We start from the raw sequence: 16,466 nt of genomic DNA on the forward strand, positions 1-16,466 counted from the left end.
CCATTGGGATATGGTGTAATTGGCAACACTACGGTTTCTGGTACCGTCATTCTAGGTTCGAGTCCTGGTATCCCAGCGAGATCAGTTTGATCTTGTGATAAATGCAGTTTCGGCTGCCATATCGCGTCCGGCCCCATCGTATAGCGGCCTAGTACGTCGCCCTCTCACGGCGGTAACGCGGGTTCAAATCCCGCTGGGGTCACGGATGCACTTGTTTTAGCTGCGTTGCTTTCAACAGCTCCGCGTCGCGAATCCAGGTGCACCAGCGCGGCCCCATCGTATAGCGGCCTAGTACGTCGCCCTCTCACGGCGGTAACGCGGGTTCAAATCCCGCTGGGGTCACGATCAAATCGGCACCCCCTCTCACGAGGGGGTGCCGATTGCTTTTTCTTCCCCCCGATGCCGAGCTGGGCTCGGCCGGCATCACCGCGTGACTGTGGGCTGGATCGCACCCGCAGGCGGCCGCTCGGCGCGACGCCGGGCGGCGCGCGCTCGGTTCGCGTCCTGTGCGCCGATCGGGTAGGATGGTTTCTCGTTGGACGGCTCGCCCGCGAGCCGGAAGGCACCATTGGGATATGGTGTAATTGGCAACACTACGGTTTCTGGTACCGTCATTCTAGGTTCGAGTCCTGGTATCCCAGCGAGATCAGTTTGATCTTGTGATAAATGCAGTTTCGACTGCCATATCGCGTCCGGCCCCATCGTATAGCGGCCTAGTACGTCGCCCTCTCACGGCGGTAACGCGGGTTCAAATCCCGCTGGGGTCACGGATGCACTTGTTTTAGCTGCGTTGCTTTCAACAGCTCTGCGTCGCGAATCCAGGTGCACCAGCGCGGCCCCATCGTATAGCGGCCTAGTACGTCGCCCTCTCACGGCGGTAACGCGGGTTCAAATCCCGCTGGGGTCACGAATAGCAAAGGGACCGGTCCACTAGGACCGGTCCCTTTCTCATGTTCCCAAGGGAAGGAGGGGCAGTGGGAAGCAACCGCGAAGCCCCACGCACGGTCGCCGAGGCCTCCGAGGCGGAGCTCGTCGAGCTGCTGCACGCGGTCCTGCCTGTGCACGCCTCCGCCGGTGTCGTGCTGGGGATTGGCGACGACGCCGCCGTCTTGAGCCCCTCCGCCGTCAGGACGGTGGCCACGGTCGACGCCGCGGTCGAGGGCGAGGACTTTCTGAGCGTGTGGCCCAGCGGCTACGCGACGACGGGTTGGGACGTCGGGTTCAAGTCCTGCGCCCAGAACCTCTCGGACGTCAACGCCATGGGGGCCGAGGCCACGAGCGCGCTCCTGGTGCTGGCCTTGCCGGCGGCCACGCCCGTGGACTGGGTTCGAGGCTACGCCGAGGGTTTTGCAGCGGCTGCGCAACGTCTAGGCGCAGCCCGCCTGCGCGTGGTGGGCGGTGACCTCTCCGGCACGCGCACCCTCACGGTGAGCGTCAGCATGAGCGGTGAGCTGCCCGGGCCGGCCCTCCTGCGCTCCGGCGCCAGCGCGGGCGAAAGCCTGATCGTGGTGGGGGAGACCCTCGGCCGCGCCGATGTGGCACTGGGACTCTTGGCGTCTCGGCGCCCTGCGGATCGCGTGGAAGCGTGGGATCAGCGCGCTCGCGCCGTGTCCAGGGCCCTCTTCGAGCCCTTGCCCCCGCTGTCCGCGGGGCCGGCCCTCGCGGCGATCGCCGGCGCCGCCATGGACATTTCGGATGGGCTCGTGCGCGACGGAGCTCGGCTGGCCCGCGCCTCCGGCGTGGGTCTGGAGTTGGATCCGGTCGCCCTGCAGGCCGAGCTTGCCACCCTGGAGGGCTGGGCCGGGCGGCACGCGAGCCGCGGGCTCGAGCACGTGCTCTACGGCGGGGAGGATCACCTTCTGCTCGCGACGCTCCCGGAGGGAACGCCGCTGCCTACGGGGGCGCGAAGCATCGGGCGCGTCGTCGAGGGTGCTGGGGTGTCGCTGGCGGGCGAACACCTGGATGAGCGTCGTGGCTTCGACCACTTCGCCTGAATCCGCAGGCCGGCGGGCCCTCGGGACTGTCACAGCGCCCGCCGGAAAGCGTTCCGGGGGTCAGCCGCGCAGCGCTGAGGAGAGCTGGGCGGCGACGCGGCAGATCGCCTCGGCGTGCAGCTTGCCGGGGTGGCGGGAGAGGCGCTCGATTGGCCCCGACATGGACAGGGCGGCGATCACGCGTCCTGAAGGCCCGCGCACCGGGGCGGAGACCGAGGCGACCCCCGGCTCACGCTCGCCGAGCGACTGCGCCCAGCCGCGGCGTCGAACACCGGCCAGCACCGTGGCCGTGAAGCGGGCGCCCTCAAGGCCGTCCACGAGCCGGCCGTGGTCCTCCCATGCCAGGAGCACCTGGGCGGCGGAGCCGGCCTTCATCGACAGCTGAGAGCCGACCGGGATGGTGTCCCGCAGGCCGACGGGGCGTTCGGCCGAGGCGACGCACACGCGGTGCTCGCCCTGGCGGCGAAACACCTGCGTGCTCTCGCCCGTGAGGTCGCGCAAGTGAAGCAGGAGGGGGCCGGCGGCCGCCACGAGCCGGTCCTCGCCGGCGGCGGAGGAGAGCTCCACAAGGCGCGGACCCAGCATGAAGCGCCCGTGCACGTCCTTGGCCAGCAGGCGGTGATGCACCAGGGCCTGGGCCAGGCGGTGCACGGTGGGCCTGGCCAGGTGTGTGGTCTCCACGAGCTGCGCCAAGGAAGCCGGGCCGGCCTCGAGCGCATCAAGCACCTCGGCCGCCTTGTCGATGACGCCTACTCCGCTGGGGTTGTCCATGCCGACTAGCCTCCCATCTCAAATAGTAAGATGCAAGACCGCATTCTGGACGTCCCTCGTCCCGCTCTGTGAAAATTGGGGCATCAACACCCGAGATTCTCTGGAGGATGAGATGACGACGACGTCACGGCCGCGCACGCTGGCCGAGAAGGTCTGGGACGACCATGTGGTCACCCGCGGTGAGGGCGAGGGCGCGCAGCGTCGCCCCGATCTGCTCTACATCGACCTTCACCTCCTCCACGAGGTGACGTCGCCGCAGGCCTTCGAGGGGCTCCGCCTCGCCGGGCGCCAGCTGCGTCGCCGCGATCTGACGATCGCCACCGAGGACCACAACACCCCCACGCTGGAGATCGACAAGCCGATCGCCGACCCCATCAGCGCCAAGCAGATCCAGACCCTGCGCAACAACTGCGAAGAGTTCGGCGTCCGCCTGCACTCCCTAGGTGATCGCGAGCAGGGCATCGTGCACGTCGTGGGTCCCCAGCTGGGCCTGACCCAGCCCGGCATGACCATCGTGTGCGGCGACTCCCACACCTCCACCCACGGCGCGTTCGGCGCCCTGGCCTTCGGCATCGGCACCTCCGAGGTCGAGCACGTCATGGCCACCCAGACGCTGCCGCTGAAGCCGTTCAAGACCATGGCGATCAATGTCGAGGGCACCCTGCGCCCCGGGGTGAGCTCCAAGGACATCATCCTGGCCGTCATCGCCAAGATCGGCACGGGTGGCGGGCAGGGCTACGTCCTTGAATACCGCGGCTCGGCGATCCGTGCGCTCTCCATGGAGGCGCGCATGACGATCTGCAACATGTCCATCGAGGCCGGCGCCCGCGCCGGCATGGTGGCCCCCGACGACACGACCTTCGAGTTCATCAAGGGCCGGGCGCACGCCCCCGAGGGTGCCGACTGGGAAGCGGCCGTCGAGTACTGGCGCTCCCTGGGTACCGATGAGGGTGCCACCTTCGACGCCGAGGTCTTCCTCGACGCCGACGAGCTCGAGCCCTTCGTCACGTGGGGCACGAACCCCGGCCAGGGCGTCTCGCTGTCCCAGACCGTCCCGAACCCGGACGAGATCGTGGACGAAAACGAGGCGGCCAACGCCCGCAAGGCGCTCGACTACATGGGCCTCACGGCCGGCACGCCCATGAAGGACATCCGTGTGGACACCGTGTTCCTCGGTTCCTGCACCAACTCCCGCATGGAGGATCTGCGCGCCGCCGCCGACATCATCCGTGGGCGCGAGAAGGACCCGGAGGTCCGGATGATTGTGGTCCCGGGCTCGGCACGCGTGCGCCTCGAGGCCGAGGCCGAGGGGCTGGACAAGGTCTTCAAGGACTTCGGCGCTGAGTGGCGCTTCGCCGGCTGTTCCATGTGCCTGGGCATGAACCCGGACCAGCTGGCCCCGGGGGAGCGCTGCGCCTCCACGTCCAACCGCAACTTCGAGGGACGCCAGGGCAAGGGGGGCCGCACCCACCTGGTCTCGCCGGTCGTGGCCGCCGCCACCGCGGTGCGCGGCACGCTGTCCTCGCCCTCCGACCTGCCCGTCGCCGTCGCCTGAGCGCGGAAAGGATCAAGGAAGAAACATCATGGAGAAGTTCACCACCCACACGGGCATCGGCGTCCCCCTGCATGCCTCGAACATCGACACCGACCAGATCATCCCTGCGGTCTACCTGAAGCGCATCACCAAGACGGGCTTCGACGACGCCCTGTTCGCCAACTGGCGCCAGGACCCCGAGTTCATCCTGAATCAGGAGCCCTTCAAGCGTGGCTCCGTGCTTGTGGCCGGCCCCGACTTCGGCACCGGTTCGTCCCGCGAGCACGCGGTGTGGGCGCTGCGCGACTACGGCTTCAAGGCCGTGATCTCCTCGCGCTTCGCCGACATCTTCCGCGGCAACTCCGGCAAGCAGGGTCTCGTTGCCGCGCAGGTCGATCAGGGTGATGTCGAGCTCATCTGGAAGGAGCTGGACAACAACGCCGGCGCGGAGGTGACGGTGGACCTGCCGTCGCAGACCGTGTCCGTCGGTGCCCTCACGGTGCCCTTTGCTATCGATCCGGATACGAAGTGGCGCCTGACCGAGGGCTTGGATGACATCGACCTCACGCTGCGCAAGCGGGACGAGATCGCGGAATACGAGGCGGCCCGCCCGGGTTTCAAACCGAAGACCCTTCCCGCCCGGTCCTGATTTCGCCGCGCCGTGCCCCGGCCCGTCAGGGGACCGGGGCACGGCGCTGGGTATGATGAACCAGCCCCTGGGAAGACCCTCGGGCGGCAGACGAACGCGAGGTGTTTTCGAGCGTGTTGAACAAGGTGCTGACCATCAACGGCGGCCGCCCCCTGTCCGGATCCGTGAAGGTCCGCGGGGCCAAAAACCTCGTGCCCAAGGCCATGGTGGCCTCCCTGCTCGGCGACGGCCCGTCCGTCCTCCGCAACGTCCCGGAGATCAAGGACGTCGAGGTCGTGACCGGCCTCCTGGAGCTGCACGGCGTCACCGTGGTGAAGGACCCCGAGACGGGCGACCTTACGCTGGATCCGAGCGGTGCCAAGAGCGCCAACTCCAAGGAGATCGACGCCTTCGCCGGCGACTCGCGCATCCCGATCCTCTTCTGCGGACCGCTCATGCACACGATCGGCGAGGCCTTCATCCCCGATCTGGGCGGTTGCCGCATTGGCGATCGTCCCATCGACTACCACCTGGCCGTCCTGCGCAACTTCGGCGCCATCGTGGACAAGGCCTCGAACGGCATCACCATCTCGGCGCGCGAGGGACTGCGCGGCGCCAAGGTGGAACTGCCCTACCCGAGCGTCGGTGCCACGGAACAGGTGTTGCTCACCGCCGTGCGCGCCAAGGGCACCACCGAGCTCAAGAACGCCGCCATCGAGCCCGAGATCCTCGATCTCATCGACGTGCTGCAGAAGATGGGCGCCATCATTCACGTGCGCGATCAGCGCACCATCGTCATTGAGGGCGTGGCCCGCCTGCGCGGCTACGACCACGTGGCCCTGCCTGACCGCAACGAGGGCGCCTCGTGGGCCTCCGCGGCCCTCGCCACGGGCGGCGACATTTTTGTGGAAGGCGCGGATCAGCGCGACCTCGCCGCGTTCCTGAACACCTACCGCAAGCTCGGTGGCGACTTCGATGTGCGCATCGACGGCATCCGCTTCTTCCACCCCGGCGGCGACCTGAACCCGCTCGTCGTGGAAACCGATGTGCACCCCGGCTTCATGACCGATTGGCAGCAGCCGCTCGTCGTGGCGCTGACCCAGGCACAGGGCGTCTCGATCGTCCACGAGACGGTCTACGAGAACCGCTTCGGCTTCACCGACGCTCTCGTGCGCATGGGCGCCACGGTGCAGCTGCACCGCGATTGCCTCGGCTCGCTGCCCTGCCGCTTCGACAACCGCGACTTCCTGCACTCCGCGGTGATCACCGGCAAGTCCGAGCTGCACGGCGCCGACTTCGTCATCCCGGACCTGCGCGGCGGCTTCTCGCACGTCATCGCGGCCCTCGTGGCCAAGGGCACCTCGAACGCCAGCGGCATCGAGCTCATCAACCGCGGCTATGAGCACTTCCTCGAGAAGCTGCAGGGCCTCGGCGCCGACGTCGAGCTTCGCGAGGCCGCGCACTGATGCGCCGAACCCCGGCCGAGCCGCTCGGTACCCGCGCCGCCTTCGGCTTTGCCGGCGCCCTGGTGCGCCCCATCATGAACGCGATCATGTCGCGCCGCTGGGTGGGTCTCAAGCAGATTCCAGGCGGCTCGGTCGTGGTCTCGAACCACATGAGCGAGATCGATCCGCTCGTGGTGGCCCACGCGATCTATTCGAACGGGCATTACCCACGCTTCCTTGCCAAGGCCTCGCTCTTCAAGATTCCGGTGGTGGGCAAGGTGCTGACGGGCACGGGTCAGGTGCCCGTGGATCGCGGCGGCGCGGGCGCGGGCGCCTCGCTTGAGGCCGGGCGCAAGCTGCTGGACCGCGGCGGCATCATCGTGGTCTATCCGGAGGGAACGCTCACGCGCGATCCCGATTTGTGGCCAATGAAGGGGCACACCGGTGCGGCCCGCCTCGCGCTCAAGACCGGGGCCCCCGTGATCCCCGTGGTGCATTGGGGCGATCAGGAACTGCTGCCGCGCTACGGCAAGTCGCTCAAGCTTTTTCCCCGCAAACGCGCCACGGTCAAGGCCGGAGTGCCCGTGGACCTCGACGATCTGCGCGGCAAGCCGCTCACCAAGGGACTGCTCGCCGAGACGACCGAGCGCATCATGCGCGCCGTCACCGACGAAGTCCAGAGCCTGCGCGGCGGCACCCCGCCCGCCGAGCTCTGGGACCCGGCGGCCCACGGACAGGCGTCCACGGGCCGCAACATCGAAGAGAACACCGCCCCGCGCGAGGAGTCGCCCACCGGCGAGACTCGCCCAGGCACTGAGGAGTAGACATGAGGCGCGCACCACACCGCATCGCGGTGATGGGATCGGGCAGCTGGGGCACCACCTTCGCGAAGGTGCTCGCTGACGCAGATGCGAACGCCGAGGTGGTGCTGTGGGCTCGCCGCGCCGAGGTCGCGGCCGAGATCAACGAGCAGCACACCAACGCCAACTACTTGGGCGAAATCCGCCTGCCAGGCAATGTGAGTGCCACGGACGACCCGGTCGCCGCCCTGCAGGGTGCCGAGCTGGTCATCCTTGCCGTGCCCGCCCAATCGCTGCGCCAGCAGCTGGGGGAGTGGGGTCAGGCCATCGCCGCGGATGCGGTGGTGGTGAGCCTCATGAAGGGCCTGGAGCGCGGCACCGATCTGCGCATGACGCAGGTCGTGGCGCAGGTGCTCGGCGTCAGTGACGACCGCCTCGCCGTCGTTTCCGGCCCCAATCTCGCCAAGGAAATCGCCCGCGAGGAGCCCACCGCTTCGGTGGTCGCGTGCTCCTCCCAGGAGACCGCGGACTGGATCGCCCGCTCGTGCACACCCGCGTACTTCCGCCCCTACACGAACACGGACCTCGTGGGCGTGGAGATCGGCGGCATTGTCAAGAACGTCATCGCCCTGGCCGTGGGCATCTGCGACGGCATGGGCATGGGGGATAACACCAAGGCCACGATCATCACGCGAGGCCTGGCCGAGACCACCCGTCTTGCCTTGGCTCTCGGCGGCAGCGCCGACACCATGGCGGGCCTCGCCGGCCTGGGCGACCTCGTCGCGACGTGTTCATCGCCGCTCTCGCGCAACCGCACCGCCGGCCGCCTGATCGGCGAGGGCAACACCCTTGATCAGGTTGCCGAGAAGATGACGCAGGTGGCCGAGGGCATCAAGTCGGGTTCCGCCGTCCAGGACCTGGCCGCAACGCACGGCGTGGAAATGCCCATCACCGCGGCTGTGGTTGCGGTCATCGATGGACGCGTGGGCGTGAAGGACATGGCCCGCCTCTTGCTCGAACGCGAGCTGAAGTCTGAGGAGATTCACTGATGAGTTCCACCCGCCCCCGCGTGCTTTTGCTCTTCGGAGGCCGCTCATCGGAGCATCCAGTGTCGTGTGTGACCGCCGCAGGCGTCATGCGCGCGATCGACCGTGAGAAGTACGACGTCGTGCCCGTCGGCATCACGCGCTCCGGCGCGTGGACGCTGGTGGACGGCAACGTCGACTCCTTCCGCCTGGACACGGGCGAGGTCCCCGAGGTCACGGGCGGCGGCGCCGAGGTCCGCCTCGGTCCCAGCGGCACCGAGGCGGCCCGCGACGTCATCGCCAGCACGCCGGCCGGTGCCGTGAGCGAACTCGGTGCCATCGATGTGGTCTTCCCGCTCCTGCACGGGGCGTACGGGGAGGACGGCACCCTTCAGGGCATGCTCGAGCTGGGCCAGATCCCCTACGTGGGTTCGGGCGTTGCCGCGAGCGCGATGGGCATGGACAAGCACTTCATGAAGGTCGTGTTCGAGGCCGCCGGCTTGAACGTGGGACCGTACACGGTCATCACCGACAAGGAGTGGCGTCGAGACCCCGAGGCCGCGCTGGCCTCGTGCGAGTCGCTCGTGCGCCCGCTCTTCGTGAAGCCCTCCCGCGCCGGTTCTTCCGTGGGTATTACCCGCGTCGATGTGGGCGATGACCTGCGCGCCGCCATCGAGGCGGCCCGGGTTCACGACCCCAAGGTGGTCGTGGAGCAGGGCATCGTGGGTCGCGAGATCGAGTGCGGCGTGCTCGAGGGGCGCGGCGCCCTGCCGGCCCGCGCCTCCCTTCCGGGCGAGATCGTGGTGGCGCCTGGCGACCACGGCTTCTACGACTTCGAGGCAAAGTACGTGGACGGTGCCGCCGCCCGCACGAGCTGCCCCGCCGACCTGACCGAGGAGCAGACCGCGCAGATTCGCGAGCTCGCGGTGACGGCGTTCGACTCGCTGGGGGCGGAGGGCCTCTCCCGCGTTGACTTCTTCCTGACGCCCGAGGGCGAGTGGATCATCAACGAGATCAACACCATGCCGGGCTTCACGCCCATCAGCATGTACCCGCAGATGTGGGCGGCGACCGGGCTGGAGTACCCCGAGCTGATCGACGAGCTCATCCAGCTCGCGCTGCAGCGCAGCACCGGTTTGCGCTGACGCCCGGCGCCCGCGAACGAGGAAGGCCCCCGGCACACGCCGGGGGCCTTCCTCGTTGCTCTGTGTTTGGGGGCTTGCCTTACCCGGCCGCAGGGGCCGAGCAGTGCTTCGAGGCGGGGGAGAGGGAGACCGCGGGGGAGAGCGCGGCGGCCACGGCGGCCGAGCTCACCTTGGAGGTGTCGATGGTGACCTCGATGCGGGGCACGCGCCCGTAGGCCGTGAGGGTCCAGCTGCCGCCGTCCTCGTTCTCCTTGGCGGTCCAATCCACGCCGTCCACCGTGGTGCACGGGTCCGAGCTCGGGCCGCGTTCCGGGGTGCCGCAGGAGAGCACGACGGCGGCCGGGTCACCCCAGGCGCCGGTGGACTGACTCGTGGTCACACGCTTGCCCAGGGAATCGATCTCTTGCGGCAACGCGAGCATGACCGTGGAGCAGGCCGGATCGGCGGCCGACTCCGGGGCCGGCACCGAGACGGGCACGGAGCACGCGGTCGTGGCCAGGACGGCAACCACGACCACCGGGATCGCCAGGCGACGCAGGGCTCTCGGGCGGACGGGGGACTCGCTACTGACAACACGCACCCCTCCAGCTTAGGCGCAGAAGGCCGAGGCAGTCCCCGCTGGCTAGACTGGTGGGACGGTCGGACGGCACCCTGCGGGTGTGTCGAGCGGACCGCGATCACCTCAGCACCCGAGCCCAACGCAAGGATTCCTCCCATGACGCCTCGCCACCGCACCGGCTACGCCGCAGTGCGTTCGTGGCTCTCCACCGCGGTGCAGGAGCTGGCCAATCACTCCGATCGCCTCAACGCGATCAACGTGTTCCCGGTGGCGGACGGAGACACGGGGAGCAACCTCTACCGAACGGCCCGCGCGGCGCTCGATGAGGTGGAGGCCCGGCCCGATGCCGAAGACCTCGGGGCGCTGCTCGGCGTCGCTGGCCGCGCCGGGCTCGAGGGTGCGCACGGCAACTCGGGAACGCTGCTCGCCGTCATGCTCGTGGGCATGGGCGAGGCGTTGCGCGGCGAACGCAATCTCACCGCCGCGAACCTGGCCGAGGCGCTCGAAACGGCCCGCGTGCGCGCCTGGTCGGCTCTGTCCGAACCGGTGCCAGGGACCATGCTCTCCGTCCTGGAGGCGGCGGCGCTCACGGCGCGCTCGGTGCTGCTCCACGCGGGCGAGGAACAGGGCCGAGCCCTCTTGGCCCACAGCCTCGAGGCCGTGCGGGCAGCCTGCCTGCAGGCCGTGCGCGACACCAGCACGCAGCTGGATGCGCTCAGCCGCGCCCACGTGGTCGACGCGGGGGCCGTGGGGCTGTGCCTTGTCCTCGACGCGCTCGATTGCGCGGTGACGGCTCGGGTCTTCACCGACGACGACTACGAGCCGCTGCAGGGCTACGGCATTGGCGCCCCCGATGTGACTCGCAGCGCGGCACAGGAGGAAGGCGTCGAGGTCATGTGCACCGTCACGGCGACGCCGCTGCAGGCGGCAACTCTTCGTGCCGGCCTGGACGCCGTCGGCACGTCCGTCTTGATGAGCCCCGTGAGCCCCGTCGGCGAGGCCTTCCGTTGGCGCGTCCACGTCCACGTGGCCCAGGCCGAGCTGGCGCTCGATGCCGTGGCCCGGGTGGGACCCGCCGACGAGGTCGCGGTGACGAGCTTGTGCACGCAGGCCCATGACTGATCCGCAGCACCACCCGAGCGCGCTGGGTCCCGGCACGGAGCTGTCCCGCGTCATCGGGGCTCAGAGTGCCAAGATCCTCCACGGTGCCTTCGGCTACTCGACCGTGGGAGAACTGCTGGCCCACCTGCCCCGCCGCTACGTGGAGGTGGGCGAGATCCAGCCGATCTCCGAACTGCCGTACGGAGAGGACGTCACGGTGGTGGCCACGGTCACGCATGCCTCGCAGCGGCGCATGCACTCCCGCCGCGGCTTTCTGCTGGAGGTCGAGGTGCAGGACGAGGATCCTGCGTCCCGCGCTCTTCTGAAGATGACCTTCTTCAATGGCTACCAGGCCGCCAAGGAGCTGCTCCCCGGGGTTCGGGCCATGTTTTCGGGCGTCGTGGACGACTACCGGGGTTCGCCCCAGCTCACTCACCCCGAGTACACGCTGCTGGGCCAGGAAGACGAGGCGGAGGCCCGTCCCTTCCCGGTGTATCCGCTCAGCGGCAAGCTGACCCAGTTGCGGCTGCGCCGCACCATCGGCACCGTCCTGGACGGGGTGGAACCGGAGGCCTTCCCGGATCCCCTGCCCATCGAGGTGCGTGAGCGCCGCCGGCTCCCCGAACTGAGCCACGCCCTCGAGGCGATCCATCGCCCGCATGAAGTGCGCGAGGCCTACGCCGCCCGCCGCCGCTTCGCCTACGAGGAGGCCCTCGTCCTGCAGACCCTCCTGGCCGAGCGCCGCATGCTCGACCAGGCCCGCGAGGCGACGCCGCGCCCCGTGGCCGGCGGCGGCCTCCTCGAGGCCTTCACCGAGCGGCTTCCCTTCCGCCTGACCGAGGGGCAGCTGGAGGTGGGGGAGCAGCTCTCCGCGGACCTGTCACGGTCTCATCCCATGAACCGGCTCCTGCAGGGCGAGGTGGGCTCGGGCAAGACGCTCGTGGCCCTGCTGGCCATGCTGCAGGTGATCGACGCCGGCGGGCAGGCCGCGCTCTTGGCCCCCACCGAGGTCCTCGCGGCCCAGCACGCCCAGACCCTCCGCACCCTGCTCGGCGACCTCGCCCACGGCGGCATGCTGGGAGGCGCGGCGAACGCCACGCGGGTGGAGCTCCTCACCGGTTCACTCCCGGCCAAGGAGAAGCGCGCGGCCCTGCTCGCCGCGGCCTCGGGCGAGGCCGGCATCGTGGTCGGCACCCACGCGCTCTTGAGCGACCACGTCCAGTTCGCCGAGCTCGGCCTCGTGGTGGTGGACGAGCAGCATCGCTTCGGCGTGGAACAGCGCGACAAGCTGCGCGAGGGCGACGGACCCACGCCCCACCTGCTGGTCATGACGGCCACGCCGATTCCGCGCACGGTCGCTATGACGGTCTTCGGCGACGTGGACGTCTCCCTGCTGAGGGGCGTGCCGGCGGCCCGCGCCGAGGTGAGGACCTTCGTGGTGCCCATGCAGCTGCCGGCCTGGCGCGAGCGCATGTTCACGCTGCTGCGCGAGCAGATCGCAGCCGGTCACCAGGCGTACGTGGTGGTCCCACGGATCAGCGAGAGCCTGGAAGAGGAGGACCCCGAGCGGGCCAGGAGCGGCGAGGGCGCGGACGACCAGCAGGGCCAACGCACCCCGCTCGAGACGATGGAGCGCGTGCTGCGGGAGCACCCGGCCCTCGCCGGTGTGCGCATCGGCATCCTGCACGGCCGCCTCACGGGAGAGCAGAAGACGGCAACCATGGCTGATTTTGGCGCGGGCAAGCTTGATCTGCTCCTGGCCACCACCGTGGTCGAGGTCGGCGTCGATGTTCCCAACGCCACCGTCATGGCGATCATCGATGCCGAGTCCTTCGGCATCTCCCAGCTGCATCAGCTCCGCGGCCGCATCGGCCGCGGTTCCCTGCCGGGAACGTGTCTCCTCGTCACGAGCCTCGACCACGACCACCCCGCCGTTGAACGCCTCGAGACGGTCGCGTCCACGCGCGACGGTTTCGTCTTGGCGGAGAAGGACCTCGAGCTGCGTCGCGAGGGAGACATCCTGGGCGCCTCACAATCCGGCGGCCGTTCCACCCTGCGCACGCTGCGCGTCATGCGCGACGCCGAACTCATCGGCCTGGCGCGCGACGACGCGGCCGGGCTCGTCCAGCCCGGCTGGCGCGCCGCCCACCCCGGCCTGGCCGCCGCCGTCGACTCCCAAGTCGATGACGACGAGGCCGCCTATCTCGAAAGGGCATGACATGTCCCGCATCATCGCCGGCGCCGCCGGCGGCCACCCGCTGACCTCCGTCGCCACGGACGCGACCCGGCCCACCACCGACCGGGTCAAGGAGGCGCTGTTCTCGCGCCTGGAAAGCTGGGACGTGGTCAAGGACGCCGTGGTCCTGGATCTCTTTGCCGGCTCGGGCGCACTGGGCCTCGAGGCGGTGTCCCGCGGGGCTGCAAGCGCGCGCCTCGTGGACCAGGCTGAGGCCGCGCAGACCGCGCTGCGCAAGAACGTCACCATGGTCAATAAGGCTGTGGGGCGCAACGCCGCCGCCGCCGTCCGCTCGAGCACCTCGAGCTACCTCGCGACGTATCGCGGCGAGCTCGTCACGCTCGCCTTCCTCGACCCGCCGTACCCGCTCGGGGAGGAGGAGCTCGCCAAGGTGCTCGAGGCGCTCGCCCCGCACCTGCATGAGGACGCCGTCATTGTGGTTGAACGCGGCTCGCGTTCGCCGGCTCCCGGCTGGCCGGAGGGGTGGCACCAGCTGCGTGAGCGCCGCTACGGCGAGAGCACCCTATGGTTTGCCGAGACCCTCGAGTTCGATGCCGACGAGGACGGCGGCGGGGTGGGGGCCGGCGAGGCGTAGCGCCTCGAGCTTCTCCCGCTGCCAGCGGCGGCGCGACGCCCCCAGGATGAGGTTGCCGTGGTAGCGACCGTCCACGATGCCCTGGTGCGCGCTGACCCACACCGAGGTGCCCAGCGCACTCAGCTGGGAGGCCAACCGACGGGTGACGTCGAGCGGCTGCTCGTCGCCGACATTCACCAGCAGGGTCCCTCCGGGGGCAAGCAACGCGAGCAGCTCGCGATAGTACTCGGCCTCGAGCAGTCGCTCGGGCGAGCCGGGACCGAGCGAGATGTCCAAAAGCACGACGTCGTACGGCGCCTGGGTGCCGGGCGCCGGCAGGGCGCTCCTCACGTCCCCGATGACGATCCGCGTGAGCTCGGGAGCCTCAAGGGGGAACGACTCCAGGACAAAGGGCATGAGTTCGGCGTCGAGGTCGATGACGAGCTGCTCGCTGCCCGGGCGTGTGGCCTGCACGTAGCGCGGCAGGCTTAACGCGCCGCCACCGAGGTGGAGCACACGCAGCGGCGCGCCGGGCTCGCCCATCGCGTCAAGCGCGGGGGCCACGCGTTGGAGGTACTCGTAGACCAGCTGGCGCGGCCGGCCCGGCACGAGGGTCGACTGCTCCGCGCCCCCGACCTCGAGGATCCATGCCCCCGGGCGGCGCGGATCCTCGCGCCAGGCGGCAGTCGTGTGCGAGGCCTCCAGGCGCGTGCTCAGGCGCAGCGGTGCGTTGGCGCTCATCGGGCCTCTCCCTTCTGGGCCGAAGCGAGGGACGGGAGCCCGTCCCGCAGGCGCGCTGTGGCCTGCACGATGACGTCCTCGCGCTTGCAATGAGCCAGCCGCAGCATCGAGGCGTACAGGCCCTCGTGGGGAGGCGTGGCAAAGACGCCCACCGGGATGCCGACCACGCCGAGCGCGGCGGGAAGCCGGCGGGCCAGGGCCGTGGCGTCGGTGACGCCGAGCGGGGCCAGATCGGCCACCACAAAGTAGCCGGCCTGGGGGCGGAACACCGTGGCCCCCGTGGACTCGAGACCGTCGCCGAGCAGCACAGCGCGCGAAGCGAGCGAGGCGGCTCGTTCGCGGAAGAAGCTCTCGGGCAGCCCCAGACCCTCGGCGATCGCTGGTTGGTAGGCCGGACCGGACGAGTAGCTGAGGAACTGCTTGACCGTGCGCACGGCCGAGATGAGATCGGACGGCCCCGTGGCCCAACCGATCTTCCACCCCGTGGCGCTGAAGGTCTTGCCCCCGGAGGAGACGGTGACCGTGCGATCGAAGGCCCCCGGAACGGCGGCCAGGGGACGGTGCTCGCCGTCGAAGACGAGATGCTCGTAGACCTCGTCGGCGAGCAGCACCGCGCCGCTGCGCTGCGCCGCGGCCACGAGGGCGCGGCGCGTGGCCTCCGTGAAGCGGGCGCCCGTGGGGTTGTGGGGGTCGTTCACGATGATGACGGCGGTGTTCTCATCCACCGCCGCCTCGAGGTCCTCGAGCCGCGGCTGGAAGTCGGGGGCGTGCAGTGGCACGGGGTTCAGCTCGGCGCCCGCGAGGCGCGCGATGGCCCCGTAGGAGTCGTAGAAGGGCTCGAGCACCACCACGTTGCTGCCCGGGGTGCAGAAGGCGAGCAGCGTGGCGGCGATGGCTTCCGTGGCGCCCGTCGTGACCACCACATCGGTGGCGGGGGAGAGGGTGAGGCCGTAGAAGCGCTCCTGGTGCGCGGCGATCGCCTCGCGCAGCGGGAGGATGCCGCTGCCGGGGGCGTACTGATTGGCGCCAGCAGCGATGCCCGCCGCGGCGATCTCCCGCAAGGGCCGCGGCGGCTCGTCGTCGGGGAAGCCCTGACCCAGGTTGAGCGCGCCGTGAGCCTGGGCGAGCGCCGTCATTTCCTCGAAGATCGTGGGGGCCGGGGCGCCGGAGGCGCCCAGCAAACGCGCGCCTGCGGCGGCGCGTAACCAGGGCGTCGTCGTGCCGTTGTCGTGGTGGTGCGCTGGGTGCGAGGTCATGAAAGCGATCCTTGCGTACGAAAGGGCGGGGCCTGCCTCACGCTACCCCCGGGCGCCGGTAGGCTCGCCCCATGAGACGAGTCGTGTGCCCAGGATCGTTTGACCCCGTTCACAAGGGTCACCTCGAGATCATCATGCGCGCGGCCAGCCTGTTCGACGAGGTGGTGGTGGCCGTCTCCACGAACCCGGCCAAGAAGTATCGCTTCTCGCAGGAGGAGCGGATCGAGATGATCTCCGAGGCCGTGAGCAACTTCAGCGGCATTTCGGTGCAGGCGATGGGTTCGGGTCTGCTTGCTGACTACTGCAAGCGCATCGGAGCGGACGCCATCGTGAAGGGGCTGCGGGGCGCACCCGATTACGAGTTTGAGGCGCCGATGGCGGCCATGAACCGGCATCTGACCGGGGTCGAAACGGTGTTTCTGCACGGGGACGGTCGCTATCAGCACGTCTCCTCGAGCCTCATCAAGGAGGTCGCGGCGCTGGGGGGCGACGTCTCCGAGTTCCTGCCCATGGGCGTGCTTTCGCGGCTGTAGACCGTGTTGTGATGTGCACCATGTGGGCCGGTTCCGGGGTTGCTCACAGGCCGCTGTTAGATCCGCATGGGTATTCTTTCCCTGGCCGCGTTGTCGGCTTGATTGCCCCCTGTCAAAGGAGAAC

The 16,466-nt window shown here is 69.5% G+C and carries 15 protein-coding genes and 6 tRNA genes; 17 read left to right on the forward strand and 4 right to left on the reverse strand.

Annotation, left to right across the window (positions count from 1 at the left end; translation table 11 throughout):
• Positions 1-4: 4 nt before the first annotated feature.
• The 7 genes from DWB68_RS10665 to thiL all read left to right on the forward strand — a co-directional run bounded on the left by DWB68_RS10665 (position 5) and on the right by thiL (position 1,994).
• Positions 5-76, forward strand: a tRNA-Gln gene (locus tag DWB68_RS10665).
• A 53-nt stretch (positions 77-129) separates the two neighbouring features.
• Positions 130-202 (forward strand) — tRNA-Glu (locus DWB68_RS10670).
• A gap of 67 nt (positions 203-269) precedes the next feature.
• Positions 270-342 (forward strand) — tRNA-Glu (locus DWB68_RS10675).
• A gap of 227 nt (positions 343-569) precedes the next feature.
• Positions 570-641: transfer RNA gene (locus tag DWB68_RS10680), tRNA-Gln, on the forward strand.
• 53 nt (positions 642-694) lie between these two features.
• Positions 695-767, forward strand: a tRNA-Glu gene (locus DWB68_RS10685).
• A 67-nt stretch (positions 768-834) separates the two neighbouring features.
• Positions 835-907: transfer RNA gene (locus DWB68_RS10690), tRNA-Glu, on the forward strand.
• 67 nt (positions 908-974) lie between these two features.
• Positions 975-1,994 carry a thiamine-phosphate kinase gene (gene thiL, locus DWB68_RS10695; protein WP_233548746.1) on the forward strand — a complete coding sequence of 340 codons (1,020 nt, stop codon included), beginning with the start codon at positions 975-977 and terminating at the stop codon, positions 1,992-1,994.
• 60 nt (positions 1,995-2,054) lie between these two features.
• Here the strand turns inward: thiL and DWB68_RS10700 are convergent, their stop codons facing one another.
• Positions 2,055-2,765 carry an IclR family transcriptional regulator gene (locus DWB68_RS10700; protein ID WP_119425127.1) on the reverse strand — a complete coding sequence of 237 codons (711 nt, stop codon included), beginning with the start codon at positions 2,763-2,765 and terminating at the stop codon, positions 2,055-2,057.
• Positions 2,766-2,877: 112 nt separating this feature from the next.
• On the opposite strand from DWB68_RS10700, the gene leuC reads away from it, so the two are divergent.
• The 6 genes from leuC (at position 2,878) to DWB68_RS10730 (ending at position 9,342) form a co-directional block, all read left to right on the forward strand.
• A complete protein-coding gene (gene leuC, locus DWB68_RS10705; RefSeq protein ID WP_119425128.1) occupies positions 2,878-4,320 on the forward strand; it encodes a 3-isopropylmalate dehydratase large subunit in 1,443 nt (480 codons plus the stop codon).
• A gap of 28 nt (positions 4,321-4,348) precedes the next feature.
• A complete protein-coding gene (gene leuD, locus DWB68_RS10710; protein WP_119425129.1) occupies positions 4,349-4,948 on the forward strand; it encodes a 3-isopropylmalate dehydratase small subunit in 600 nt (199 codons plus the stop codon).
• A gap of 116 nt (positions 4,949-5,064) precedes the next feature.
• A complete protein-coding gene (gene murA / locus DWB68_RS10715; protein WP_119425175.1) occupies positions 5,065-6,393 on the forward strand; it encodes a UDP-N-acetylglucosamine 1-carboxyvinyltransferase in 1,329 nt (442 codons plus the stop codon).
• Positions 6,393-7,196, forward strand: coding sequence for a lysophospholipid acyltransferase family protein (locus DWB68_RS10720; protein ID WP_119425130.1), 804 nt, complete (start codon positions 6,393-6,395; stop codon positions 7,194-7,196). The genes murA and DWB68_RS10720 overlap by 1 nt, the downstream gene beginning before the upstream one ends.
• A 2-nt stretch (positions 7,197-7,198) precedes the next feature.
• Positions 7,199-8,221 (forward strand): NAD(P)H-dependent glycerol-3-phosphate dehydrogenase, encoded by a 1,023-nt coding sequence (locus tag DWB68_RS10725; protein ID WP_119425131.1) that lies wholly within the window; start codon positions 7,199-7,201, stop codon positions 8,219-8,221.
• Positions 8,221-9,342: a D-alanine--D-alanine ligase family protein gene (locus tag DWB68_RS10730; RefSeq protein ID WP_119425132.1), complete on the forward strand. Its 1,122-nt coding sequence runs from the start codon at positions 8,221-8,223 to the stop codon at positions 9,340-9,342. Before DWB68_RS10725 ends, DWB68_RS10730 begins: the two co-directional genes overlap by 1 nt.
• Before the next feature lie 79 nt (positions 9,343-9,421).
• Here DWB68_RS10730 and DWB68_RS10735 read toward each other — a convergent pair whose 3' ends face one another.
• Positions 9,422-9,922: a DUF3515 family protein gene (locus tag DWB68_RS10735; protein WP_119425133.1), complete on the reverse strand. Its 501-nt coding sequence runs from the start codon at positions 9,920-9,922 to the stop codon at positions 9,422-9,424.
• A gap of 135 nt (positions 9,923-10,057) precedes the next feature.
• On the opposite strand from DWB68_RS10735, the gene DWB68_RS10740 reads away from it, so the two are divergent.
• From DWB68_RS10740 to rsmD, 3 genes are read left to right on the forward strand one after another with little or no spacing between them, the layout of a single operon-like run.
• On the forward strand, positions 10,058-11,023 hold the full coding sequence (locus DWB68_RS10740; protein ID WP_119425134.1) for a DAK2 domain-containing protein: 966 nt from the start codon (positions 10,058-10,060) through the stop codon (positions 11,021-11,023).
• Positions 11,016-13,220 carry an ATP-dependent DNA helicase RecG gene (locus DWB68_RS10745; RefSeq protein WP_119425135.1) on the forward strand — a complete coding sequence of 735 codons (2,205 nt, stop codon included), beginning with the start codon at positions 11,016-11,018 and terminating at the stop codon, positions 13,218-13,220. The genes DWB68_RS10740 and DWB68_RS10745 overlap by 8 nt, the downstream gene beginning before the upstream one ends.
• Before the next feature lies 1 nt (position 13,221).
• Positions 13,222-13,833, forward strand: coding sequence for a 16S rRNA (guanine(966)-N(2))-methyltransferase RsmD (gene rsmD, locus DWB68_RS10750; protein WP_233548748.1), 612 nt, complete (start codon positions 13,222-13,224; stop codon positions 13,831-13,833).
• Here rsmD and DWB68_RS10755 read toward each other — a convergent pair.
• Together DWB68_RS10755 and DWB68_RS10760 are read right to left on the reverse strand one after the other, a co-directional pair.
• Positions 13,762-14,553: a spermidine synthase gene (locus DWB68_RS10755; RefSeq protein ID WP_119425137.1), complete on the reverse strand. Its 792-nt coding sequence runs from the start codon at positions 14,551-14,553 to the stop codon at positions 13,762-13,764. The genes rsmD and DWB68_RS10755 overlap by 72 nt on opposite strands.
• Positions 14,550-15,809: an aminotransferase class I/II-fold pyridoxal phosphate-dependent enzyme gene (locus DWB68_RS10760; RefSeq protein WP_119425138.1), complete on the reverse strand. Its 1,260-nt coding sequence runs from the start codon at positions 15,807-15,809 to the stop codon at positions 14,550-14,552. The genes DWB68_RS10755 and DWB68_RS10760 overlap by 4 nt, the downstream gene beginning before the upstream one ends.
• Before the next feature lie 71 nt (positions 15,810-15,880).
• On the opposite strand from DWB68_RS10760, the gene coaD reads away from it, so the two are divergent.
• Positions 15,881-16,342, forward strand: a complete 462-nt coding sequence (gene coaD, locus DWB68_RS10765; protein WP_119425139.1) for a pantetheine-phosphate adenylyltransferase — start codon at positions 15,881-15,883, stop codon at positions 16,340-16,342.
• Positions 16,343-16,466 lie beyond the last annotated feature (124 nt).

Origin of the sequence: Galactobacter valiniphilus, assembly GCF_003575975.1 — a bacterium.
Lineage (GTDB): Bacteria > Actinomycetota > Actinomycetes > Actinomycetales > Micrococcaceae > Galactobacter > Galactobacter valiniphilus.

Bases quoted from the DNA above. Each gene is read 5' to 3' on its own strand.
- DWB68_RS10700 (WP_119425127.1), bottom strand. From the start codon at position 2,765: ATGGACAACCCCAGCGGAGTAGGCGTCATCGACAAGGCGGCCGAGGTG.
- leuC (WP_119425128.1), top strand. From the start codon at position 2,878: ATGACGACGACGTCACGGCCGCGCACGCTGGCCGAGAAGGTCTGGGAC.
- leuD (WP_119425129.1), top strand. From the start codon at position 4,349: ATGGAGAAGTTCACCACCCACACGGGCATCGGCGTCCCCCTGCATGCC.
- DWB68_RS10720 (WP_119425130.1), top strand. From the start codon at position 6,393: ATGCGCCGAACCCCGGCCGAGCCGCTCGGTACCCGCGCCGCCTTCGGC.
- DWB68_RS10725 (WP_119425131.1), top strand. From the start codon at position 7,199: ATGAGGCGCGCACCACACCGCATCGCGGTGATGGGATCGGGCAGCTGG.
- DWB68_RS10730 (WP_119425132.1), top strand. From the start codon at position 8,221: ATGAGTTCCACCCGCCCCCGCGTGCTTTTGCTCTTCGGAGGCCGCTCA.
- DWB68_RS10740 (WP_119425134.1), top strand. From the start codon at position 10,058: ATGACGCCTCGCCACCGCACCGGCTACGCCGCAGTGCGTTCGTGGCTC.
- DWB68_RS10745 (WP_119425135.1), top strand. From the start codon at position 11,016: ATGACTGATCCGCAGCACCACCCGAGCGCGCTGGGTCCCGGCACGGAG.
- rsmD (WP_233548748.1), top strand. From the start codon at position 13,222: ATGTCCCGCATCATCGCCGGCGCCGCCGGCGGCCACCCGCTGACCTCC.
- DWB68_RS10755 (WP_119425137.1), bottom strand. From the start codon at position 14,553: ATGAGCGCCAACGCACCGCTGCGCCTGAGCACGCGCCTGGAGGCCTCG.
- DWB68_RS10760 (WP_119425138.1), bottom strand. From the start codon at position 15,809: ATGACCTCGCACCCAGCGCACCACCACGACAACGGCACGACGACGCCC.
- coaD (WP_119425139.1), top strand. From the start codon at position 15,881: ATGAGACGAGTCGTGTGCCCAGGATCGTTTGACCCCGTTCACAAGGGT.